The 23,572-nt window shown below is 65.8% G+C and carries 23 protein-coding genes; 13 read left to right on the forward strand and 10 right to left on the reverse strand.

The features are described 5' to 3' along the window. Positions 1–27 precede the first annotated feature (27 nt). From AC5WS7_RS31120 to AC5WS7_RS31145, 6 genes are all read left to right on the forward strand, one after another. Positions 28–747: a hypothetical protein gene (locus AC5WS7_RS31120; RefSeq protein WP_495958152.1), complete on the forward strand. Its 720-nt coding sequence runs from the start codon at positions 28–30 to the stop codon at positions 745–747. Positions 748–760: 13 nt separating this feature from the next. After that, the gene (locus tag AC5WS7_RS31125) at positions 761–1,519 is read left to right on the forward strand and encodes a hypothetical protein (protein WP_495958153.1); all 759 of its coding nucleotides are present in this window, start codon (positions 761–763) and stop codon (positions 1,517–1,519) included. A 392-nt stretch (positions 1,520–1,911) separates the two neighbouring features. Beyond that, positions 1,912–5,502, forward strand: a complete 3,591-nt coding sequence (gene rpoB, locus AC5WS7_RS31130; protein WP_495958154.1) for a DNA-directed RNA polymerase subunit beta — start codon at positions 1,912–1,914, stop codon at positions 5,500–5,502. Between the two features lie 121 nt (positions 5,503–5,623). Beyond that, the gene (locus AC5WS7_RS31135; RefSeq protein ID WP_495958155.1) at positions 5,624–9,586 is read left to right on the forward strand and encodes a DNA-directed RNA polymerase subunit beta'; all 3,963 of its coding nucleotides are present in this window, start codon (positions 5,624–5,626) and stop codon (positions 9,584–9,586) included. 300 nt (positions 9,587–9,886) lie between these two features. Beyond that, entirely contained in the window at positions 9,887–10,585 is a 699-nt protein-coding gene (locus AC5WS7_RS31140) for a Uma2 family endonuclease (protein ID WP_495958156.1), read from the forward strand. Positions 10,586–11,000: 415 nt separating this feature from the next. Further along, a complete protein-coding gene (locus tag AC5WS7_RS31145) occupies positions 11,001–11,468 on the forward strand; it encodes a PaaI family thioesterase (RefSeq protein ID WP_495958157.1) in 468 nt (155 codons plus the stop codon). A gap of 65 nt (positions 11,469–11,533) precedes the next feature. Here the strand turns inward: AC5WS7_RS31145 and AC5WS7_RS31150 are convergent, their stop codons facing one another. Continuing rightward, entirely contained in the window at positions 11,534–12,538 is a 1,005-nt protein-coding gene (locus AC5WS7_RS31150; RefSeq protein ID WP_495958158.1) for an aldo/keto reductase, read from the reverse strand. Positions 12,539–12,640: 102 nt separating this feature from the next. Here AC5WS7_RS31150 and AC5WS7_RS31155 point away from each other — a divergent pair, with 102 nt between their 5' ends. Next, positions 12,641–13,519, forward strand: coding sequence for a helix-turn-helix transcriptional regulator (locus AC5WS7_RS31155; RefSeq protein WP_495958159.1), 879 nt, complete (start codon positions 12,641–12,643; stop codon positions 13,517–13,519). Positions 13,520–13,676: 157 nt separating this feature from the next. Here the strand turns inward: AC5WS7_RS31155 and AC5WS7_RS31160 are convergent, their stop codons facing one another. The 4 genes from AC5WS7_RS31160 to AC5WS7_RS31175 form a co-directional block, all read right to left on the reverse strand. Next, a complete protein-coding gene (locus tag AC5WS7_RS31160) occupies positions 13,677–14,651 on the reverse strand; it encodes a pirin family protein (protein ID WP_495958160.1) in 975 nt (324 codons plus the stop codon). Then, complete coding sequence (locus AC5WS7_RS31165; protein ID WP_495958161.1) at positions 14,648–14,959, reverse strand: GNAT family N-acetyltransferase; 312 nt, start codon at positions 14,957–14,959, stop codon at positions 14,648–14,650. Before AC5WS7_RS31165 ends, AC5WS7_RS31160 begins: the two co-directional genes overlap by 4 nt. Then, entirely contained in the window at positions 14,960–15,436 is a 477-nt protein-coding gene (locus tag AC5WS7_RS31170) for a carboxymuconolactone decarboxylase family protein (protein WP_495958162.1), read from the reverse strand. A gap of 61 nt (positions 15,437–15,497) precedes the next feature. Continuing rightward, positions 15,498–15,959: a MarR family winged helix-turn-helix transcriptional regulator gene (locus tag AC5WS7_RS31175; RefSeq protein WP_495958163.1), complete on the reverse strand. Its 462-nt coding sequence runs from the start codon at positions 15,957–15,959 to the stop codon at positions 15,498–15,500. 95 nt (positions 15,960–16,054) lie between these two features. On the opposite strand from AC5WS7_RS31175, the gene AC5WS7_RS31180 reads away from it, so the two are divergent. Together AC5WS7_RS31180 and AC5WS7_RS31185 are read left to right on the forward strand one after the other, a co-directional pair. Continuing rightward, a complete protein-coding gene (locus AC5WS7_RS31180; protein ID WP_495958164.1) occupies positions 16,055–16,684 on the forward strand; it encodes a GTP cyclohydrolase II in 630 nt (209 codons plus the stop codon). A gap of 11 nt (positions 16,685–16,695) precedes the next feature. Beyond that, a complete protein-coding gene (locus tag AC5WS7_RS31185; RefSeq protein ID WP_495958165.1) occupies positions 16,696–17,481 on the forward strand; it encodes a dioxygenase family protein in 786 nt (261 codons plus the stop codon). 218 nt (positions 17,482–17,699) lie between these two features. Here AC5WS7_RS31185 and AC5WS7_RS31190 read toward each other — a convergent pair whose 3' ends face one another. Further along, complete coding sequence (locus tag AC5WS7_RS31190) at positions 17,700–18,443, reverse strand: MBL fold metallo-hydrolase (RefSeq protein ID WP_495958166.1); 744 nt, start codon at positions 18,441–18,443, stop codon at positions 17,700–17,702. A 10-nt stretch (positions 18,444–18,453) separates the two neighbouring features. Further along, positions 18,454–18,759 carry a hypothetical protein gene (locus tag AC5WS7_RS31195; RefSeq protein ID WP_495958167.1) on the reverse strand — a complete coding sequence of 102 codons (306 nt, stop codon included), beginning with the start codon at positions 18,757–18,759 and terminating at the stop codon, positions 18,454–18,456. Between the two features lie 159 nt (positions 18,760–18,918). Between AC5WS7_RS31195 and AC5WS7_RS31200 the strand changes: the two genes are divergently transcribed. From AC5WS7_RS31200 to AC5WS7_RS31215, 4 genes are all read left to right on the forward strand, one after another. Beyond that, the gene (locus AC5WS7_RS31200; RefSeq protein ID WP_495958168.1) at positions 18,919–19,353 is read left to right on the forward strand and encodes a hypothetical protein; all 435 of its coding nucleotides are present in this window, start codon (positions 18,919–18,921) and stop codon (positions 19,351–19,353) included. A gap of 79 nt (positions 19,354–19,432) precedes the next feature. Continuing rightward, positions 19,433–20,515, forward strand: coding sequence for an LpqN/LpqT family lipoprotein (locus AC5WS7_RS31205; protein WP_495958169.1), 1,083 nt, complete (start codon positions 19,433–19,435; stop codon positions 20,513–20,515). Positions 20,516–20,658: 143 nt separating this feature from the next. After that, positions 20,659–20,976 (forward strand): NIPSNAP family protein, encoded by a 318-nt coding sequence (locus AC5WS7_RS31210; RefSeq protein WP_495958170.1) that lies wholly within the window; start codon positions 20,659–20,661, stop codon positions 20,974–20,976. Between the two features lie 230 nt (positions 20,977–21,206). Beyond that, a complete protein-coding gene (locus AC5WS7_RS31215) occupies positions 21,207–21,398 on the forward strand; it encodes a hypothetical protein (protein WP_495958171.1) in 192 nt (63 codons plus the stop codon). Positions 21,399–21,431: 33 nt separating this feature from the next. Here the strand turns inward: AC5WS7_RS31215 and AC5WS7_RS31220 are convergent, their stop codons facing one another. From AC5WS7_RS31220 to AC5WS7_RS31230, 3 genes are read right to left on the reverse strand one after another with little or no spacing between them, the layout of a single operon-like run. Then, on the reverse strand, positions 21,432–22,211 hold the full coding sequence (locus AC5WS7_RS31220) for an ESX secretion-associated protein EspG (protein WP_495958172.1): 780 nt from the start codon (positions 22,209–22,211) through the stop codon (positions 21,432–21,434). Beyond that, positions 22,201–22,947, reverse strand: a complete 747-nt coding sequence (locus AC5WS7_RS31225) for a hypothetical protein (RefSeq protein WP_495958173.1) — start codon at positions 22,945–22,947, stop codon at positions 22,201–22,203. Before AC5WS7_RS31225 ends, AC5WS7_RS31220 begins: the two co-directional genes overlap by 11 nt. Further along, positions 22,947–23,318, reverse strand: a complete 372-nt coding sequence (locus tag AC5WS7_RS31230; protein WP_495958174.1) for a hypothetical protein — start codon at positions 23,316–23,318, stop codon at positions 22,947–22,949. Before AC5WS7_RS31230 ends, AC5WS7_RS31225 begins: the two co-directional genes overlap by 1 nt. Between the last annotated feature and the right edge of the window lie 254 nt (positions 23,319–23,572).

Raw genomic sequence — 23,572 nt, forward strand, 5'->3', positions numbered from 1 at the left:
GGAAAATAACGACGCTAGGGTGTCGCTGTGAGTACTGACCTGTCCAATGTCGCGCCGGAAGCTGCGCAGATACCGCCCGAAGAGGACGGCTCGAAGGTTGCCGGAACCTCGCTGACGCTGCGAACGGTGCTCACCTGCGTGGCCGCCGTCTGGCTGGTCGCGGCGGTGGTCGCGGCCGCCTGGTTCGGCGTCGGGTGGGTGCGCGCCGGATTCTTCACCGACGGGCCCCGGACCGAGGCCCGCGACAGCGCGTTGGACGCCGCGCGGCAGGCGGCGCTCAACCTGAGCTCGATGAATCCCGACGACGTGGACGGCTCGATCAAGCTGATGCAGTCCTCGATGACCGGGCAGATGCTGGACGAGTTCAACCAGAACCACGACCGCATCAAGCAGACCGCGCAGCAGGCCAAGACGCGGTTGGACGCCAAGATTCTCGGCGCCTCGCTGACCTCGCTGGACAGCGAGCGGGACAAGGCCGCGGCGATCGTGGTCGTCCAGCAGACCCAGACCGCGCCGAATGTTCCGGTGCAGTCGTTCCGGGCCACCTGGACCCTGGACCTGACGAAGGTCGGGGACCTGTGGAAGACCGATCAGGCCAATTCGCTGGGACAGCTGGTTCCGCTGGACAACGCGGGTTCGGCCGCATCGCCGCAGGCCAACCCGCCGGCCCAGCCGGGGCCGTCGACGCCGGCGCCCGCACCGAGCGGTACTCCCGCGCCCGCGCCGCAGAGCCAACCGGGTTCGTAGGAGGTACCCGTCAATGACTTCACGTCGTCCCGTCAACAGGATCTCCTCGCGGATGCGGCCGGCGCAGCGCGCCGTTGAGAACACCCCGCGCAAGCGGACCTCGCGCGTCACCGCTCGCGCACCGCGTTCGGACGCGTCCTCGGGCAATATTCCCGCGAGCGAGACGCCGGTCGCAGGCTCCGGCCCTGCCGAATCCGTCGCGAGCGCGGGCCGGTCGCTGCGGCTGCCGACTGTGCGGATGCCCGCACTGCCGCCGCGGATGCCCACATTTCCGCGAGCGCGCGTGTCCGGCTGGGGCGCGGGGGCGGGCATGCTGGTCGCCGCGATCGTGCTGACGGCGTTCGCGGTGGTGGCCTTCCTGCGGCCGGGAGTGGGCGACGGCAACGCGGCATTCGTGAACACCGCGGCCACCCAGCAGGTCACCGCCGCCGCCGACAACGCGCTGAAAACGATCTACTCGTACGACGTCAAGAACATCGACGGCTACAAGGACACGGTGCACAAGGTGGTCACCGGCAAGATGCTGGGCGATTTCGACAAATTCGCCGACACCACCGTCTCGGCGGTGAAACAGGCGCAGTCGACCGCGACGGCGACTCCGGACCCGATCGGTGTGACTTTGCTCACCGACGATCGCGCCGAGCTTTTGGTAGATCTCACAGTCGCCGCGACCAAGAACGGCGTACCGCAGGAGAGCGCCTCGGGCCCGATCGTGCTGCGCATGCAGAAGATCAACGGACGCTGGCTGGCCAGCGAAATCGCCGACCGCTGAGCCGTCCCGCGCGGCGGAGCCGCTGTTCAGGGCACGATTATCGCGGTCGAACGGCGTCGGTATCGCGTGAACGTCCAGCGCCCCAGGCGATCTCGCGGGTACCGGGGCGGCCCCGCCACTTGACGAGTTCCGTCCGAACCGTCACGCTATTCACAACAGCGGCAGCTGTCACAGGGTCCAGGACCCGAGGTGATCAGGCAGCCGCCGACCCTGACGCAGCCAGCGAACACGGGTACGGCGCGCCGATACCCCGAAGCTGGGCCTTGGTGGTACTTTGACACCCCTGCTTCGGGGGTGTACGTTTGGACTTTGCGCTGGCTGCCTCCTGTCCACACCTTTGATCGCACACTACGAAAGTTCCACCGTCAGGTGTTACTTCCGTTGTCTGCTGTATGGGGCTCGTTCGGGTTGCGACCAGCGGGAATCTCACACAACGAAGCAGACAAGCGACGGTCGCAGGCCCACCGTGCGACTCGCGTGAGGTGCTGGAAGGACGCATCTTGGCAGTCTCCACCCAGACCAAGGCCGGAATCCCCGGAGCCCCGAAGCGGGTGTCTTTCGCGAAGATCCGCGAGCCTCTCGAGGTTCCGGGGCTTCTCGATCTACAAACCGATTCGTTCGCCTGGTTGGTCGGCTCCCCGCAGTGGCGGGAGAAGGCGATCGCCCGTGGTGAGGTCACCCCATACGGCGGGCTCGAGGAGGTGCTCGAGGAGCTCTCGCCGATCGAGGACTTCTCCGGGTCCATGTCACTGTCCTTCTCCGATCCGCGCTTCGAAGAGGTCAAGGCCTCCATCGAGGAGTGCAAGGACAAGGACATGACCTACGCGGCGCCGCTGTTCGTCACCGCGGAGTTCATCAACAACAACACCGGTGAGATCAAGTCCCAGACGGTCTTCATGGGTGATTTCCCGATGATGACCGACAAGGGCACGTTCATCATCAACGGCACCGAGCGCGTGGTCGTCTCGCAGCTGGTGCGTTCGCCCGGCGTGTACTTCGACGAGTCCATCGACAAGGCCACCGAGAAGACGCTGCACAGCGTGCGCGTCATCCCGAGTCGCGGCGCGTGGCTGGAGTTCGACGTGGACAAGCGCGACACCGTCGGCGTCCGCATCGACCGCAAGCGTCGTCAGCCGGTCACGGTGCTGCTCAAGGCGCTGGGGCTGACCGCCGAGGAGATCACCGAGCGCTTCGGTTTCTCCGAGATCATGATGTCCACCCTGGAGAAGGACAACACCGCCGGTCAGGACGAGGCGCTGCTGGACATCTACCGCAAGCTGCGCCCGGGCGAGCCGCCGACGAAGGAATCGGCGCAGACCCTGCTGGAGAACCTGTTCTTCAAGGACAAGCGTTACGACCTGGCTCGCGTCGGCCGCTACAAGGTCAACAAGAAGCTGGGCCTGAACCTGGGCGAGCCGGTGATCGGTTCGGTGCTCACCCGTGAGGACATCGTCACCACGATCGAGTACCTGGTCCGCCTGCACCAGGGCGACAAGCTGATGACCGCCCCCGGCGGCACCGAGGTCGTCGTCGAGGTGGACGATATCGACCACTTCGGCAACCGTCGTCTGCGCACCGTCGGCGAGCTGATCCAGAACCAGATCCGGGTCGGCCTCTCGCGTATGGAGCGTGTCGTGCGCGAGCGCATGACCACCCAGGACGTCGAGGCGATCACCCCGCAGACCTTGATCAACATCCGCCCGGTCGTGGCGGCGATCAAGGAGTTCTTCGGCACTTCGCAGCTGTCGCAGTTCATGGACCAGAACAACCCGCTCTCGGGCCTGACCCACAAGCGCCGCCTCTCGGCGCTGGGCCCGGGTGGTCTGTCCCGTGAGCGTGCCGGCCTGGAAGTGCGCGACGTGCACCCCTCGCACTACGGCCGTATGTGCCCGATCGAGACCCCGGAAGGCCCGAACATCGGCCTGATCGGTTCGCTGTCGGTGTACGCGCGGGTCAACCCGTTCGGTTTCATCGAAACCCCGTACCGCAAGGTGGAGAACGGCCGCGTCACCGATGAGGTCAAGTACCTCACCGCCGACGAGGAGGACCGCGAGGTCCGCGCGCAGGCCAACTCGCCCGTCGCCGCCGACGGCACCTTCCTCGAGGACCGGGTGCTCGCGCGCCGCGGCAACGAGGAGATGGAGTTCGTCTCGCCCAACGAGGTCACCTACATGGACGTCTCGCCGCGCCAGATGGTGTCGGTCGCGACGGCGATGATCCCGTTCCTCGAGCACGACGACGCGAACCGCGCGCTGATGGGCGCGAACATGCAGCGTCAGGCCGTGCCGCTGATCCGTTCCGAGTCGCCGCTGGTCGGCACCGGCATGGAACTGCGCGCCGCGGTGGACGCCGGCGATGTCGTGGTGAACGAGAAACCCGGTGTGGTGGAAGAGGTTTCGGCGGACTACGTCACCGTGATGCACGATGACGGCACGCGCCGCAGCTACCGGATGCGCAAGTTCAACCGGTCCAACCAGGGCACCTGCTCCAACCAGCGTCCGATCGTGGACGAGGGCCAGCGGGTCGAGCACGGCCAGGTCCTGGCCGACGGCCCCTGCACCGAGAACGGTGAGATGGCTCTCGGCAAGAACCTGCTCGTCGCGATCATGCCGTGGGAAGGTCACAACTACGAGGACGCGATCATCCTGTCGCAGCGCCTCGTGGAAGAGGACGTCCTCACCTCGATCCACATCGAGGAGCACGAGATCGATGCCCGCGACACCAAGCTCGGCGCCGAGGAGATCACCCGCGATATCCCGAATGTGTCCGATGAGGTTCTGGCCGATCTCGACGAGCGTGGCATCGTGCGGATCGGTGCGGAGGTTCGTGACGGCGACATCCTGGTCGGCAAGGTCACTCCGAAGGGTGAGACCGAGCTGACGCCGGAGGAGCGCCTGCTGCGGGCGATTTTCGGTGAGAAGGCGCGTGAGGTGCGTGATACCTCGCTGAAGGTGCCGCACGGTGAGTCGGGCAAGGTCATCGGTATCCGGGTGTTCTCGCGGGATGACGACGACGATCTGCCTCCCGGCGTGAACGAGCTGGTGCGTGTCTACGTTGCGCAGAAGCGCAAGATTCAGGACGGCGACAAGCTGGCGGGTCGGCACGGTAACAAGGGCGTGATCGGCAAGATCCTGCCGAAGGAGGACATGCCGTTCCTGCCGGATGGGACTCCGGTCGACATCATCCTGAACACGCACGGTGTGCCGCGCCGTATGAACATCGGCCAGGTGCTCGAAACCCATCTGGGCTGGATCGCCAAGGCCGGCTGGAAGGTCGAGGGCTCCGACACGGGCAGCATGCCCGAGTGGGCGCAGGCGCTGCCGGAGGAGATGTGGGGTCAGGAATCCGACACCAACATCGCCACCCCGGTGTTCGACGGCGCCCGCGAGGAGGAGCTGACCGGTCTGCTCGGTTCGACCCTGCCCAACCGCGACGGCGAGACCATGGTCAACGCCGACGGTAAGGCGGTCCTGCTGGACGGTCGCTCCGGTGAGCCCTTCCCGTACCCGGTCGCGGTCGGTTACATGTACATCCTGAAGCTGCACCACCTGGTGGACGACAAGATCCACGCGCGGTCGACGGGTCCGTACTCGATGATCACCCAGCAGCCCCTCGGTGGTAAGGCGCAGTTCGGTGGTCAGCGTTTCGGTGAGATGGAGTGCTGGGCCATGCAGGCCTACGGTGCGGCGTACACGCTGCAGGAGTTGCTGACCATCAAGTCCGATGACGTGGTGGGCCGGGTGAAGGTGTACGAGGCGATCGTCAAGGGCGAGAACATCCCCGAGCCGGGTATCCCGGAGTCGTTCAAGGTTCTGCTCAAGGAACTGCAGTCGTTGTGCCTGAACGTGGAGGTGCTGTCCTCGGACGGCGCGGCCATCGAGATGCGCGACGGCGACGACGAGGACCTGGAACGGGCCGCCGCGAACCTGGGCATCAACCTGTCCCGCAACGAAGCCGCCACGGTAGACGATCTGGCGCAGTGATTTTGGTCCCGTTCGCCCTGCTCACCCGGCCGCGCGCCGGGCGGGCAGGGCGCGCGGGGCACCTGTTCACGACGATTGAGAACTTGCTCGAAATCAATCCCGACAGGGGAAAGGAAGTTACGTGCTAGACGTCAACTTCTTCGATGAACTCCGGATCGGCCTGGCTACCGCCGAAGACATTCGCAACTGGTCTTACGGCGAGGTCAAGAAGCCGGAGACCATCAACTATCGCACGCTCAAGCCGGAGAAGGACGGCTTGTTCTGCGAGAAGATCTTCGGTCCCACCCGGGACTGGGAGTGCTACTGCGGTAAGTACAAGCGGGTCCGCTTCAAGGGCATCATCTGTGAGCGCTGTGGCGTCGAGGTGACTCGCGCCAAGGTGCGCCGTGAGCGGATGGGCCACATCGAGCTGGCCGCCCCGGTCACCCACATCTGGTACTTCAAGGGCGTGCCCTCGCGTCTGGGCTACCTGCTGGACCTGGCGCCGAAGGATCTCGAGAAGATCATCTACTTCGCCGCCTACGTCATCACCGCTGTCGACAACGATCTGCGCCACAACGAGCTGTCGACGCTCGAGGCGGAGATGGAGGTCGAGAAGAAGGCCGTCGCCGATCAGCGCGACGCCGATCTCGAGGCCCGCGCGCAGAAGCTCGAGGGCGACCTGGCCGAGCTGGAGGCCGAGGGCGCCAAGTCCGACGTGCGCCGCAAGGTCAAGGACGGCGGCGAGCGTGAGATGCGTCAGCTGCGCGACCGCGCCCAGCGCGAGCTGGACCGGTTGGACGAGATCTGGACCACGTTCACCAAGCTGGCCCCCAAGCAGCTGATCGTGGACGAGGTGCTCTACCGCGAGCTGCAGGACCGCTACGGCGAGTACTTCACCGGTGCGATGGGCGCCGAGGCGATCCAGAAGCTGATGGAGACCTTCGACATCGCGGCCGAGGCCGAGAATCTGCGCGAGACCATTCGCACGGGTAAGGGCCAGAAGAAGCTGCGCGCGCTCAAGCGCCTGAAGGTCGTCGCGGCGTTCCAGACCAACGGCAACTCGCCGATGGGCATGGTTCTGGACGCGGTTCCGGTCATCCCGCCGGAGCTGCGCCCGATGGTTCAGCTCGACGGTGGCCGTTTCGCCACCTCCGACCTGAACGACCTGTACCGTCGCGTGATCAACCGCAACAACCGCCTCAAGCGACTGATCGATCTGGGCGCGCCCGAGATCATCGTCAACAACGAGAAGCGGATGCTGCAGGAGTCCGTGGACGCGCTGTTCGACAACGGCCGTCGCGGCCGCCCGGTGACCGGTCCCGGTAACCGCCCGCTGAAGTCCCTGAGCGATCTGCTCAAGGGTAAACAGGGTCGTTTCCGGCAGAACCTGCTCGGTAAGCGCGTCGACTACTCCGGCCGTTCGGTCATCGTCGTCGGTCCGCAGCTGAAGCTGCACCAGTGCGGTCTGCCCAAGCTGATGGCGCTGGAGCTGTTCAAGCCGTTCGTGATGAAGCGCCTGGTCGATCTGAACCACGCGCAGAACATCAAGTCCGCCAAGCGGATGGTGGAGCGGCAGCGGCCGCAGGTGTGGGATGTCCTGGAAGAGGTCATCGCCGAGCACCCCGTGCTGCTGAACCGCGCGCCCACCCTGCACCGGCTGGGTATCCAGGCCTTCGAACCGCTTCTGGTGGAAGGCAAGGCAATTCAGCTGCACCCGTTGGTGTGTGAGGCGTTCAACGCCGACTTCGACGGTGACCAGATGGCCGTGCACCTGCCGCTGTCGGCGGAGGCGCAGGCCGAGGCCCGCATCCTGATGCTGTCCTCGAACAACATCCTGTCCCCGGCCTCGGGTCGTCCGCTGGCCATGCCCCGTCTGGACATGGTCACCGGCCTGTACTACCTGACCCGCCGTGTCGAGGGCGCGAAGGGCGAGTACCGCGCGGCCACCAACGACGAGCCGGAGTTCGGCGTGTACTCCTCGCCGGCCGAGGCGCAGATGGCGGTCGACCGCGGTGAGCTGACCGTGCAGTCGCAGATCAAGGTGCGGCTGACCGATCAGCGTCCGCCGCGGGCGCTCGAGGCGGAGCTGTTCCCGCAGGGCTGGCAGCCCGGTGACGCGTGGACCGCCGAGACCACCCTGGGTCGTGTGCTGTTCAACGACCTGCTCCCCGCGGACTACGCGTTCATCAACGAGCCGATGCCGAAGAAGCGGCAGGCCACGATCATCAACGATCTGGCCGAGCGCTATCCGATGATCGTGGTCGCGCAGACCGTCGACAAGCTCAAGGACGCCGGGTTCTACTGGGCCACGCGTTCGGGTGTGACGGTCTCGATGTCCGACGTGCTGGTGCCGCCGGAGAAGGCCGACATCATGGAGCGCTACGAGGGTCTGGCCGACGGGATCGAGAAGAAGTACCAGCGTGGTGCTCTCGATCACCAGGAGCGGAACAACGCGCTGGTCAAGATCTGGCAGGAGGCCACCGAAGAGGTCGGCGCCGCGCTGCGCCGCCACTACCCGGCCGACAACCCGATCATCACGATCGTCGACTCGGGCGCCACGGGTAACTTCACCCAGACCCGTACCCTCGCCGGTATGAAGGGCCTGGTGACGAACCCGAAGGGTGAGTTCATCCCGCGGCCGATCAAGTCCTCCTTCCGTGAGGGCCTGACGGTTCTGGAGTACTTCATCAACACCCACGGTGCGCGAAAGGGTCTGGCCGACACCGCGCTTCGCACCGCCGACTCGGGTTACCTGACCCGTCGTCTGGTGGACGTGTCGCAGGACGTCATCGTGCGCGAGACCGACTGTGGCACCGAGCGCGGTATCACCGTCGCGATCGCGGAGAAGCAGGCCGACGGCTCGATCATCCGCGACGCTCACGTCGAGACCAGCACCTACGCCCGGACGCTGGCCGCGGACGCGCTCGACGCGAATGGCAACGTCGTGGTGGAGAAGGGTCACGATCTCGGCGACCCGGCCATCGAGGCGCTGCTGGAGGCGGGGGTCACCGAGGTGAAGGTCCGCTCCGTGCTGACCTGCACCACCGGCACCGGCGTGTGTGCGACCTGCTACGGACGTTCGATGGCGACCGGCAAGCTGGTCGACATCGGTGAGGCCGTCGGTATCGTCGCCGCGCAGTCCATCGGTGAGCCCGGTACCCAGCTGACCATGCGTACCTTCCACCAGGGTGGTGTCGCGGGTGACGACATCACCGGCGGTCTGCCCCGAGTGCAGGAGCTGTTCGAGGCTCGCGTGCCCAAGGGCAAGGCGCCGATCGCGGAGGTCTCGGGCCGGATCCGGCTCGAGGACGACGACCGGTTCTACAAGATCACCATCATCCCGGACGACGGTTCGGACGAGGTGGTCTACGACAAGTTGTCGAAGCGTCAGCGTCTGCGGGTGTTCAAGCACGACGACGGCTCCGAGCGTCTGCTCGCCGACGGCGATCACGTCGAGGTCGGCCAGCAGCTGCTGGAGGGCTCGGCCGATCCGCACGAGGTGCTGCGCGTGATGGGTCCGCGTCAGGTGCAGGTCCACCTGGTCCACGAGGTCCAGGAGGTGTACCGGTCGCAGGGTGTGTCCATCCACGACAAGCACATCGAGGTCATCGTCCGGCAGATGCTGCGGCGCGTCACGATCATCGATTCGGGTGCGACGGAGTTCCTGCCCGGTTCGCTGGTGGAGCGTTCGGAGTTCGAGGCGGTCAACCGCCGCGTCATGGCCGAGCACGGCGATGCCGCGTCGACCGCGTCGGGCCGCCCGGTGCTGATGGGTATCACGAAGGCGTCGCTCGCGACCGATTCGTGGCTGTCGGCGGCCTCCTTCCAGGAGACCACCCGCGTGCTCACCGATGCCGCGATCAACTGCCGCTCCGACAAGCTGATCGGCCTGAAGGAGAACGTGATCATCGGTAAGTTGATCCCGGCCGGTACCGGTATCAACCGCTACCGCAACATCCAGGTGCAGCCGACCGAGGAGGCCCGCGCGGCCGCCTACGCGGTGCCGTCCTACGACGACACCTACTACACCCCGGAGGGCTTCGGCCAGACCACGGGTGCGGCGGTTCCGCTGGACGATTACGGTTTCAGCGACTACCGGTAATCCGGTAGGAGACAACGCAATCCGCCCCGCCTCGGGTTATCCGAGGCGGGGCGGTTGTCGTATGCGTGGGGTTGTAGGCCTGTGTGGTTCGGTAGTTACGCATTGGACCAATGCCACTGTGCCCCTGTGTATTTTGATACCGCTTTAAGGTAATCCATTGTGTCGCATCAGCATTCGAATTCCTAGGGTGGACTCTCGATGAGTGTGGCTGTATGCTTCGGAACTGCTTGCCGACACGATGCGATCGCGTCGGGAGCCCGAGATGGACTGCCGTGAGATCGTCGAGCAGCTACGTGAGGGGTGGCCAAGTTGGCGGCGAATCCTGATTCATTCCGCGGCTATCCTCGTGAAGACTTGTTGCGGGAGGTTTCTTTCGACCGGCACTCTGCTGCTATGGCCGTCGCCGCGCACTGTCGATCCGAAGAGCCGATCCGGTCTCGGTTGGTGTCGGTGCCGGTGCCTCCGCCCGAAGGGTTTACCGCCGCAGACCTGCCTCGCCTGACGGAAGTGGTCGACGGAAGCTTCGCGTTGGAGGATGGGCAAGTCGTGATGATGATGCCTGCGACACCTTGGCACGGTGAGGTGGCCCATACGGTCAAATATGCGTTGCGGGCGATCGCCCCTCGTGAGTTTGTCATCGCGACAGGAAAAGGCATCGATCTTGTCGAAAGCGTGCCGACGCCCGACGTGCTCGTTGTATCTCGCGAGGCGGTTACCGGCAGCAGCCTGATGTTCGATCCTTCGGATGTGCACCTCGCCGTCGAGATCGTCTCACCCAATACGAAGACCAAGGACCGCAAACTCCGGCCGGTGCAATACGCCGAAGCGGGCATCAAATGCTTCTGGCGGGTGGAGAACGAGGACGATGAAATGGTCGTCTACACCTTCGAATTGCTTCCCGAGGGTGGGCAGTACACGCCCAGCGGTGTCTTCCGCAAGCAACTGCGCCTCGACCGCCCGTTCCCGATCGATGTCGAGCTACCCGAAATCACCTGGTGACCGAAGGTTGCCCGGCAGGGCATATCGGTAAATGGAAAGGCTCCGGCACGCAAGGGGTTCAGACGCGAATCGCTCGAGCGTGCGCTGCGATCTGAACGCCCGCAAGGGTTTCGGCGCGTCGGAGGGTTTCGTAGATCGAACTCGCAACGGCGTGAATGCACTCGCGCCATGTGGTCCAAGGTGAAAATGCCGCGGATAGGCCATCTTTCGTATCCGGCGACGACCACTCGATGAAAGCCGGAGCGGATTCGGCATCAGTTCGTGGGGCCGAGGCCAGGGCACTCGGCGGAGCCCACGGCCCCTGCTTGCACTCGGTTTTGGCGGAACCGAGTGGAGAACCAGCTTCACCCATGGACAACGTTCCGCATTCACTGTATGAAAAGTAGAACGTGTTTCAGTCGGGATGGGAGTGGTCGTGGACAGTGCCGTGGGTGAGCTGGTGTGGGGCGGGTTTCAGAAGTTGGGGTTTATCCGGTACGCGGGGATGGAGAACGTCGAGTATCGGGAGGGGCGCAATGTCGTGCAGATGGCGCCCAAGCCGGAGCATTTGAACCACAACGGTGATCTGCACGCGGCGATGCTGTTCGGGCTGGCCGAGACCGCGGCCATGGGGGCGTCGATCTCCGGGATCGTGGACCTGATGGGGGACGCCTTCATCGTCGCGCGGGACGGGCGCATCGAATACCTGGCGCGCGCCAAGGGGGAGGCGGGGCCGATCCGCGCCACCTCCGAATTGAACGCGGAGGAGTTGAAACAGCTGCGCGAGGACATTCTGGCCGGCGCACCGGTCGAGCTATCGGTGCCGGTGGACATCACCGACAACACCGGAAAGTCCGTCGCCGCAGCGGCTTTCACCGCCGTCATCCGCCCGCGCCGGAAATAGCGGCTTGCTCGGTCCTTGCCCGATCGTCCAGGCGAGGGCCGAGCACAACCTACGACGGCCGAGACTCAGCTCTCGCTGTCCAGCAGCGCCATCTGCGCGGCCGCGTACCGATCACCGGCGACCTGATCGGCGGGTACGGCTGCCTCGATCGCGGCGAGTTCGTCGGGCGACAGGCTGATGTCGAGTGCGCCGAGCGATTCGGTGAGGCGGTCGCGCCGACGCGCGCCGATCACGGGCACGATATCGCGGCCTTGTGCCAGCACCCACGCGATGGCCAGTTGCGCGACGCTCACCCCGCGGCGTTCCGCGATGGCGGCCAGCGCGTCGACCAGACGCAGATTCGCCGTGAGATTCTCGCCCTGGAACCGGGGGCTGAACGCACGGAAGTCACCCGCGCCGAAGGTCCGGTTCCCGCGCAGCGAATCGCTCAGCAGTCCGCGCGACAGGACGCCGTACGCGGTGATCGAGGTGCCGAGTTCACGGGCGGTCGGCAGGATCGACTGTTCGATACCCCGCGAGATCAGCGAATATTCGATCTGCAGATCCGCGATCGGATGTACGGCCGCCGCCCGGCGCAACGTATCGGCCCCGACCTCGGACAGCCCGATATGCCGCACGAATCCGGCCTGAACCATCTCCGCGATCGCCCCGACGGTGTCCTCGATCGGCACGTTCGGATCCAGCCGGGCGGGCCGGTAGATATCGATATGGTCTACGCCGAGACGTTGCAGGGAGTATCCCAGGAAGTTGCGGACCGCCTCGGGCCGCGCGTCGGTGCCACCCCAGCTGTTGTCGGGCCCGCGCAACGCGCCGAATTTCACGCTGAGCAGGTAGTCCTCGCGCTTGTGATCGGCGAGGGCGCGTCCGATCAGCATTTCGTTGTGGCCCATGGCGTAGAAGTCGCCGGTGTCGATGAGGTTGACGCCCGCGTCGAGGGCGGCGTGGACGGTGGCGACGGATTCCTTCTCGTCCGCGTGGCCGTAGGAACCGGACATCCCCATACCGCCGAGGGCGATGCGCCCGACCGACGGTCCGGTGGCGCCGAGCTGAACTTCTTCGATCGTGGTCATGGCACTCATCGTGCGGGCGGATCCAGGGATCGGGGAGGGACGACACATCGGGGGATCGGCGATCCCTGGCTGCGCGCCCGGTGACAGGGCACAGTGGAACTCATGGACCGCGACGAACTGGCCGACTTCCTGCGACGCCGCCGCGACCAGTTGCAGCCCGCCGAGGTGGGTTTGCTGCCCGGTCACCGGCGGCGCACGCCGGGACTGCGCCGGGACGAGGTCGCGCTGCTGGCGGGTATGTCCACCGACTACTACACCCGCTTGGAACAAGCGCGCGGTCCGCGGCCGTCGGAGCAGGTGCTCGGTGCGCTGGCCCGGGCGCTGCGCTTCACCGACGACGAGCGCGACTACCTGTTCCACCTGTGCGGGCATACCGCACCGCATCGCGGCGGCGGCAACCGGCACGTCGGTCCGGGCCTGCTGTATCTGCTGTCCAAACTCGAGGACACCCCTGCGGCGGTGTGCTCGGACCTCGGCGAGGTACTGGCGCAGAACCGAATGCACGTCCTGCTGATGGGCGACCACACCGGATTCACGGGCCTGTCGCGGTATCTGCTGTGGCGCTGGTTCACCGACCCGGAGGAAGTCCGCCACAAATTCCCCGAGGAGGACCGAGAGCGCCTGACCCGCAAGCACATCGCCGATCTTCGCGCCACGGCCGCACGCCGTTCCGGGGATGCGGACGTGGTCGAGCTGATATCGCGATTGCGTTCGGCAAGTGCGGAATTCGAGACGTTGTGGACCGAACACGAAGTCGCGGTGCGGCTTTCGGATTCCAAGCGGATGATCCACCCGCGGGTCGGCTTGATGGATATGGTGTGCGAAACGCTGGTCACCCCGAACATCACCCAGAAACTGCTGGTCTACTATCCTCGCCCCGGGAGTGACGCCCAAGAGAAACTGGACCTCTTGCGCGTCATCGGCGTTCAGTCCATGGATTCCGAATCCGATATCGGTACAACAATATTCGGTACGCCCTGAGCTTTACCTCGCTCGGATGACGCTCCGCCAGGTAGCCGCGTCCGAATTGGCGCCGGTAACGAGCTGCACCGCAATCGGACCGACATTGGGTGTGCCGAGCTGTGCCGCGCGGTGGCAGCGCACGACCGGCGTGTGACAACCTTGGCAGAAGCCGCGGCTAACCGGCCCGGCGCTTGCGCGGCTTCAAGCGGAGGTTGGGCAGGGGCGGCGCCGGAATGCGTTGTTCGGGAGGATGTCCCGCGATATCGGCGAAGCGATCCAGATCTCGCTTCTCCCAATCGTTTCGAGCCTGCTGGATCTCATCGTGGCTGCGGGCCACGAAATTCCACCACATCACCAGATCCTCGCCGAACGGTTCGCCGCCGATCAGGATCGCATGTGCGCCGGCGCTGCTGGACAGCGACAGGTCGGCGCGGTCGCTGCCCAGATACAGCAGCGGTCCGGCGGGCGCGGGGACGCCCGCGGCGGTCAGCTCGCCGTCGATCACCAGCAGCGCGTGCTCGAATTCCGTTGCCAGCGGCAGATTCACCGCACTGCCGGGTTCGATGCGCAGATCAGCGCCGACGATCGGGCTGTAGACCGTCGCCGGGGAACGTGCCCCGGCGAGGGATCCGATCAGCACGGTCGCCCGCAAGCCGGGAAGTTCCACGACGGGCAGTTCGCGATGCTGATCGAAATGCGGCGCGATCTGCCGGTCACCTTCGGGCAGGGCGATCCAGAACTGGATGCCGTGTCCGGCGGGCGCGCCCGGCACCGTGTATTCCGAATGGGCGATGCCGTGTCCGGACGTCATCAGGTTCAGCTGACCGGGCTCGATCTCGACATCGGAGCCGATGCTGTCACGATGCCGGATCCGCCCCTCGAACGGCCAGGTCACCGTCTGCAGTCCGATATGCGGATGCGGATCGATATCCGGCGGCAGGTCCGGGCTCGGTGCGGTGGAGCCGAAATGGTCGAGGAAGCACCACGCGCCGACGGTCGGCAGATCCCGCTGGGGCAGGACGCGATGCACGGTCACTCCGCGCACGCCGCCCAGCGGCACCTCCCGAGACGGATAGCTGTCGGTTCGCGGTCCGGGGCCGGGGGTGGCTTCACAGATCGCGGCCTCGGGGTGCGCCTCGAGGTCGCTCAACGCTGGATGCCTTTACCTACCACGTGATCATCGTATTCCGGATGCTTGTCCAGCCAGCCCTTGATGAACGGGCAGCGCGGAACGATGGCCCGCCCACGCTCCACGACATCCTTGATCGCGGCCTCGGCCAGCACCCCGCCGAGGCCCTTACCCGCGTATTCGGTGTCGACCTCGGTGTGGATGAAGACCGTGTCGTTCCCGCGCTCGCGGTACTCGGCGAATCCGGCCAGCCTGTCCTGGTACCAGATCTCGTAACGCAACTGCGCGTCGTTGCGCACAACCGATGCCGGTGTGGCCTGCTCGCTCACTCAGTTCTCCTTCCGCACTCGCACCGGATGCCTGCTCATGATCGACACGCGATTGAAGGCACCGATGGTCGTCGCGGCCCAGATGACCACGGATACTTGGTCGTCCGACATGTGTTGTCGCGCAAGAGCATACTCACGCGTCAGGTTTTCCTCATCCGGGAGAGCGGTGGTCGTCTCGGCCAGGACGAGGGCTGCTCGCTGCACCGGTGTGAACAGGTCGCTGCGCCGCCACGCGGGCAGCACGTCGAGTTGCTGCTGAGTCACTCCGGCCGCGATCGCGGCGCGCGAATGCAGGTTGAGGCAGAACGGGCAACCGTTGAGCTGCGAGACGCGGACGTTCACCAGTTCCATCACGTCCCGATTCAGGCCCGCGGCCTCGGCGGCGTGCTGCACGGCGAGAGCTACCGTGCCGAGTGCGTGGAACGGCTCGGGGGTCTGCTTATCGATCCAGATGCGGGCTTCGGGTCCAGGTTGCATAGCGGTCGAATCGTAACCGCGCCCGGCGTCGAGCGCTCACCGCCCGAGTCGCCGGCGGTGCTCAGTGCTCGCCGCGGAGTTTGCGGCCGACCTCGCCCAGGCCCTCGGCGATGGCGGTGAGTTGTTCGGGAGTCAACGGATCGAGGAACATCTCCCGTACCGCTGCGACATGTCCGGGCGCGGCTCGTTCCAGAGCGTGCAGCCCGGATTCGGTGAGCACGGCGTAGACCGCGCGCATATCGGTCGGGCAGGAGCGCCGGCGCACCAGTCCGGCCTGTTCGAGCCGGTCGATCTGATAGGTGAGTTTGCTCTTGGAATCCAGCAGCGCACCGGCCAGTTCGCTCATCCTCAGTTCGTGGTCGGGGGCGGCGGACAGGCGCACCAGGATCTCGTACTGCAGATGTGAGAGCCCGGAGTCGCGTTCGAGTTGCTGATCGAGGCGGCGGTTCAGCAGGGCGGCAGTGGTGAGGAACGTCAGCCAGGCGTTCTGCTCCTGCTGGTCGAGCCAGCGCGGACCACTCATTATCCCAGGTTACCGGCCGATCGTTCGAAGTGGAATAACCTCGCGGCTCCTGATGTTCAAATTTGAACGGAACAGTTACCGGACCCGGAGCAGCTATGACATCCATCCTCGCAGGCGACAATGCCGCGGCCGCGGTGCGGACCCGGGTGCGCATCCCGCTCACCTTCGCCGACGGGTACTCGACCTCCGCCGAGGCGGTCACCTTCGACGGATTGGCCGACGGCCGCGAACATCTGGCGCTGATCCTGGGCGATCCCGGCCCGACGCCGCTGGTGCGACTGCATTCGGAATGTTTGACCGGGGATGTATTCGGTTCGGCGCGTTGCGATTGCGGGCCGCAGCTGCGCGAGGCGGTACAACTGATCGCCGAGGCCGGCGGATACCTGCTCTACCTGCGGCAGGAGGGTCGCGATATCGGGCTGTACAACAAGCTCGACGCCTATGCGCTGCAGGATCGGGGGCTGGACACCTACCAGGCCAACGTCGCGCTGGGCCTGCCCGAGGACGCCCGTGACTACACCGCCGCCGCGCAGATGCTGCACGCGCTGGAGGTCGGCGCGATCGAGCTGCTCACCAACAACCCGGACAAGCCGCGGCAGCTGCGCGCGCTCGGTGTCGACGTGCGCGTCACGGTGCCGACGGGGGTGCACTCCACGACGCACAACCTTCGCTATTTGCGCGCCAAGGCCCAGCACACCGGACATACCATTCGATTGATCGGTTGAAAGGGTTCGCCATGTCCACCGCCGAGACCTCCGGGCGGATGCCCGCGTTGTATCTGAGCCACGGCGCTCCGCCGCTGGCCGACGATCCGCTGTGGCCGGGGCAGCTGGCTGCCTGGTCGGCCGAATTGCCCAGGCCCACAGCGATTCTCGTGGTATCCGCGCACTGGGAGGACGCGCCGGTGACGCTCGGCGCGACCGCGACCGTGCCGCTGGTCTACGACTTCTGGGGTTTTCCGGAGCACTACTACTCGGTGTTGTACCCCGCGCCCGGCGCGCCCGAGCTGGCCGCGAAAGTGCGTGCGCTGCTGGGAGACTCGGTGCACGAGGCGCCCGATCGAGGCCTGGATCACGGAGCGTACGTGCCGTTGGTGGAGATGTTCCCCGAGGCCGATGTCCCGGTGCTGCAAATGTCGATGCCGACATTGGATCCGGTCGGCCTGTTCGATCTCGGGCGTCGCCTCGCACCGCTGCGAGACGAGGGTGTGCTGATCATCGGCAGCGGATTCTTCACCCACAACCTGCGCGAGATGACGCCCGGGGCCGGGGACGGCGAGGCCCCTGCCTGGTCGCGCGAATTCGACGCGTGGGGCCGGGAAATGCTGGATGCGGGGGATGTCGACGCTCTGCTGAACTTCCGCCACACCGCACCTGCCGCGCGCCTGGCCCATCCCCGGATCGAGCATTTCGCCCCGCTTTTCGTCACTCTCGGCGCGGGCGAAGCCGACCTCGATGCCCGCCGCACGCCGATCGAAGGATTCTGGCTGGGTCTGGCGAAGCGGTCGATTCAGCTCGGTTGATCGCGGGTTCGGTCTGTTTCGACGCGGTGCGTGTGGCGTGGCCGCGGATCGGGGTCATCGGACGACCTCGGGATGCGGCGGCCCGGTCGAGACGGAATCGCGCATCCGCCGCCGAGTTCGCGCACGGCTCGTAGCCGCGGCAGGTCTCAATGGTTCGCCGAACGTGTGCCGCGCGATTGCCGTGCAGTTACCAACCGAACTCGGGCATGCGGCCCCTGTTATTCGGCCGCCGAGCCGAACAGGCGGGTGAGGTCCGCAGGATCGTATTCGGCGGGTTCGCCGTGACCGGGGACGAGGATGTGCGCCGGTTGAGCTGCCAGTGCGGCGGCGCTGGCCCGGGTGCCGGATTCGTTGTGGTTGAAGAAGCTCGGCAGCAGTTGCAGGCCGGTGCGCCGGGACAGCGGGTGGCCGGTGACGAGAGTGTCGCCGGAGAACAGTACGCCCTCCGAAGGCAGCAGGTAGGCGGTGTGGCCGTCGGTGTGGCCGGGGGTCGGAATCGCGACGATGCCGCCCGGCAGGGCCGCGAGAGTCGCCTCGTCGGCGGTGGCGGCCGACGGGACCGAGGCGTTGACGTGGCCGTAGACCGCGCGGACGGTCTGTGCCACCCAGCGGCGGCCCCTGCCGCTGAGCAATTGCGCGGCCATCTGGGTCGGTGAAATCTGTTGCAGATATTCGCGTTTCGCGTGCCGGACTTCCTCGGCGCCGGTGTAGACGGGCACCCCGAGACGTTCGACCAGGGTCGGGATCGCCCCGATGTGATCGAGATGGGCGTGGGTGAGCAGGACCGCGGCGATATCGGTGAGCTGATGCCCGATCTGCTGGACCGATTTCAGCACGTCCGCGGTATCGCCGGCGTATCCGGCGTCGATTACGGTGACGCCCGAACCATCGCTGACCAGCGCCCAGTTGACATTCGTCCCGGCGACGACGTGGACGGAGCCGGAAACCTGCTCGATCTTCACCCGCGCAACGCTAGCGCGCCTGATCGGCGCGCTGGAACTCGCGCCACGCCTTCTGCGTCTCGGTCAGTTTCGGGCGCGGGGTGCGGTTGCGGAAGAAGTTCACCACCATCAGCATCGGCAGCAGGAACGCCTGGAAGAAGATCAGGTACGAGCCGCCGTCGAAGAGGAAGCCGAGATAGATCGCGTAACCGAGGTAGACGGCACCGAAGATGCCGTTGATCGAGCGCGAGACGACGCTTTGCCCCTGTTTCAGCGCGGCCATCGCGAGCATGACGATGCCGCTGATCGCGAGCAGGGCTACATACCAGTTGAACATCAGAATCCCCCGAGGTCGCATCCGGTCGTTCCGGTTGGTGCGAAACCATAGCATCCGTTGTGGCGGTGCGCGATCGAGAATACGACGCTCGGCGCGCGCACCGCTCGCGGGCCAGTTACGCTGTGCGCGAGGACAAGTCGTTGAGGGAGGCGACGGGGTATGGGGCTGTTCTTCGAACATCCAGCGCAGCGGGTTCCCGCGGACGTGGTGTGCGCCGAGATCCGGCGCGCGCTACTGGATTCCGGGGCGGGCGATGCGGCCGCGGTGGCGGGGCAACGCATGAGCATGCTCGGGGTAGAGGATCCGCGGCTGAAATCGGCGATCAGCACCGCGCTGCAGATCTCGCCGCCGTCCGAATCCGATGCCGACGCACAGGCCCGCGCGGCGGCCGCGACGCTCGCGACTCCGCCGCCGTCGCAGTTCTTCTGGGGGCGTGCGTCATTGGCGATCATGCTGTTCGCCGTGCTCGCTGCCATGGGGTTCTGCTCGGACGCCACCCGTCACCCGATGTCCGCCACCGCGTTCTTCGGCTTCGCCGGTGCGGTGTTCGGCGTCGTGACCGCGCTGCTGTCCGCGGAGAAGGCGCGCTCCTGAGATATCCGTCCGGCGGAGGATGGGCGTGCCGGATATGTGCGGTACGGTCGGGTGCGCGAGAAGGAGGGGATTCGGCGCGATGAACGTGATTTCACCAGACGAGATTCCGTGGGAGCAGGACTCGGACGGCCAAGCGCAGCTCGAGCAGACATTGCCCACGATCGGGGAGTTTCTGGCTGCCGTCGGCGCGACGCCGGTCGTGGTCCATACCGAGTATCCCGGAGTTCCCGTCGTGCTGCTGGATATTCCGGGAGATTGGCACGAGGTGGTGCGCGAGGTGCTGCCGAATGCCTTCGGGGCGTGGGCATTACCGGCCGAGGCGGGGAGTGTTTCGGAGGAGTCCGGGTGGGTCGAGAACGCGGTGCTGATGGTGTGGCGGTTGTCGCTGCCGGTCGATCCGCGTGCGGTGATGCGTTGTGCGTACACCGATTCGCGGCGCCTGCCGGATTGGGTGGAACTCGGCAGCGATGCCGAGGATTACGACGGTTTTCCCTCCGCGGCGATCTGGGGTACGTATTCCTATGCGGGACTGAGCCTGTGGATGTCCACGCGGTATCTCGTGGCGAGTACTCCCACCGGTCAGTATCTGCTGCAATTGACCGTGACGACCTTCGCCGAAGAGATCTCCGAAGGGGTGTTCATCGCCGAATCCTTCACGGTGCAGGTGCCGCCCGCGCGTCCCGGGCCGGGTGCGCACGAACAGCGGTTCGAGCCGGACACCGCACCGCAGGCGCCGGTGGATGACGGTGCCGCCGAATTCCGGTCCGGAATGTATGACCCGGAGCCCGAATCGCGCTGGCGGCAGGCGGATTCCGGTGCAGCGGTCGAGTCTTTCGCGCCGCAGGCGGCTGCGCGGCCGTACGAATTCGAGCATTTCACGGAGCCTGATTCGCCGGGCACCGGTTCGCATTCGGTGGTGCGAGAGTTCGAATCGGTGGTTTTCGTGCAGGAAACGAGCGTCGGATTCGACACTGCTACAGAGGGTTACGAGTCTTTCGGCGGGCAGCTGGATTCGACCGCGCACGAGCGCGAATCGCGGGATCCCGATGCCTATTCGGCTATCATGGGTATCGAACCGCCACCCGCGGATAGCGATCCGCGTGAGCCCTATGGCCGAGAACCCGATGCTCCGAGCACCGGGAATATGGAATTTCGTATCTGAGTCGCTGGGGCACAGATACTTTCGCTCACCTGCGACTTCGCGAATGAATATGACTGTCCGGCAATGAAGCCGGGTCGAATGTGGAAGTATGGGGCCGATTGTCGGCGGAACGACCGGTTGGATGGGGCGTTGTGATCTATCGGATGCAGATCTATCAGGCGGTGGGGGATAATCTGGCGATCTTCCACGACTATTTCCGGATACATCTGCTGCCGGTGGAGCTGCGGCACGGGGCGCGGTTGGTGGGCCGATGGGAGACCGAGGACGGTCGCGTGGTCGCGGTGTGGGAGTACGACGATCGCGAATCCTACGAGCACATTCAGGCCGAGGTGGCGGCCGACCCGGCTACCCGATGGGCGGAGGAGCTGCGGCGAGAGCTACCGCCGTTCTTCACCCAGCGCGACGAGGTCTTCATGCACGCCGCACCCGCTTCGGATGCACCGCGAGATCCGGCCGGGTGAGCCCGAGTCGGGTTCGTCGACATGGGTGATGGAGAGCCTGGCCAGGGGGTATCGGTGGTGACTCGGATCAGGCTGCGATATCGGGGTTGGCGGGGGCGTCGAACGGGTAACGTTCGGAACAACCGAGCACGATTCTCGGCCTGCGCACGGTGTAGCGGGTCGTGGTCGAGTAACGGTCCTCGATCGCGGGCATCAGGCATTTCGGTCGAGGCTACCCGCAAGGAGCCTTCATGACCTCGGCCCATAACACTCGTGTCGTCGACCCGGCAGTCGCATTCGCGGACATCCGTGCCGCTGAGAAAGCAGCGCACCTCGAGCGGAACGCGCTGGCCGCGAAAACCGTCGCGGTTTACGCGCACGACGCCGCCGAGTGCGTGGACCTGCTGGCCATGCTCGGGCTCGATCTCTCCGAGTTGAAGTAGCCGAAGAGGTACGCGCCGCGGCCCGCGGCCGGGTCAGGGGCGGCGGGTGCGGAGGTGGGCCTCGTGTTCGCGGTCGGCGCGGTAGTGGGCGGCGGTCAGGGCGGTCAGGCGATTGATCTCCGCGGCAAGGGCTTTCGGGGCCATCGGTTTGGCTGTTATGGGGTCCGTGGTGCGCACCTGGTAGCGGCCGTCGGGGTAGTCCATCCACCAGAGGGAGCGGCCGGGGGAGCGGCGGGCGTCCAGTGCCGGGCCGGGGAAGATCATCACTTCGCCGTAGGCGGTCCGGGGGCGGTCGAAGACGCGGGCGAGGCGGTCGGTGAGGGAGGGGCCGTGATGGACCGGCTCGAGGCGGTCGCGCTCGAGGTCGTCGCGGTGGATTTCCAGCGGCGGCAGAGTTCCGGGTTTGCGTTTGGGCAGGGATGCTACCGCGTACTCGCCGATTCGAGTTGCGGTGCAATACTTTACGGTCACATCGCCGCCGGAGTCGGGGGCGGCGCCGGGGAGTTGCACCACGACCGCGCCGCCGTTGTCGCGAACCGCGCCGTGGAAGCGGTAGATCCGGTCGTGGTCGGGACCACCGAAACCCTTGGCCTCCACGCGCGCATCGGGACCGATCAGGATGGCCAGGGCGCGATCGAGGTCCGGATGGTACTTGGTGAGCAGCGCGTCGACCGCTGCCTCGCGCGCCCGCTTCAGCGCGTCGAAATCCGCTATGTCGGTGCGGTATTGCAGCGGATAGGGCAGCCGGTCGCGACCGTATGCGGCCCAGAGGATCTCGAATTCCAGGCCGGTGAATCTGGTGCTACGGGACATCGTGCTCTCCCGGTCCGGATGCCGCCGGAGTCGGGCCCGAGGCGATCCGCGGGGCCCTGGGCAGATACGGGACGCCGGTGTCGGTTCGACTGGCCGCGGGTCCGTAGACGGTGTTGAGGATGCGTCGGGCCTCTTGCGTGGCCTCGTCCCGGTTGTGGTCGTTCGCCTTCATCACGCCGTCGGTGGGGAGGGCCTTTCCGGCCGGTGTCGTCATCGCGGTGACGCCGGGCATCAGCTTCCGCGTCTCTTCGAGGCCCGTTGTCATCTCGGCGAGTGCGAGGCCGATCAGAGTCGTGGCTTCGGCCAGTTGTTCGGCTTCGGTGGAATAGTCGGTGACCGCGTCGACCGCTGCCTTCGCGGCGGCTCCGCGCCAACCGGAATGCCGGCCCCGGCCGTTGATCGTGCGGGCGAACTCCTGCCCGAACCGAGCGAATGTGGCGGTCAGGGTCGTGCCGATATTCGCCCAGGCCGTGGCGGCCTCGTGCACGGTCGAGGGGTTCATCTTGTCCACCGACTTCTGCATGGTGGCCAGATCCATACTGTCGAAATTGTCGGGCGAGGTCAGTTTCCGAGGTTGAATGTCACCGCTGAATCCGGAGCGGAAATCACCCCGCTGCTCGGCCTGGTGGATCCAGTCCCGGTCTCGGTGCCATTGCTCCTGGGCCCGTACGACCTTGCGCTTGTATGCGTCATAACTGTCGCCGAAGAGATGCTGGAGGTCCTGAATGCTTTCCATTACGGCTTCAACTTCTCGATCTCCGCGCGCTGCTCGTCATCGAGTGCGACATAGTTTGCAATCGCCTTGGCGACTACTTCCTTCGTGATATTGATGGCCTCGATGTGCTGCTCGAGCACGGTATCGAGAGCACGATCGTCGCCCGAGGCCAGCGCGGAAAACTTCTTCTCCAGTATGCGGCCGGAGTCGAAATCGCCGAAGCCGGTTATGCGGCTGAGGAATCGAGCGGACCGCAGGACGGACTCGAGTTTCCGAACGTGATCGTCGCATACCTTGTCGAGCCCTTTGCCGGTCTCCGGGTCCAGATACAACTCACCGGAGTCGGCTCGGCCGAGCAAATTACGCCACACGCCGGGATCGGCACCGTCCATTGTCTTTCCCTCTCATACGCCGGGTAGATACCGGGCCGGTCCGTCAGCGAGGTGGCGAACATGAGCCTGGCGGTTGCCAACAGCAGTAGGGGTGAAGTCGCTCATCTGCTGCCCTCCTCATCGGCGAAGTCGTGGCAATGAGGGGCTGATCAAAACGTCCCCCGACTCTGGACGAACCTTACCGGGAATTCCAGTACCGTGACAACGGCCCGGGGTCGTTCCGGACCGCTGGGCAACGAGCGCAATTATGCGTT

Source organism: Nocardia sp. PLKS1-43, assembly GCF_059510335.1.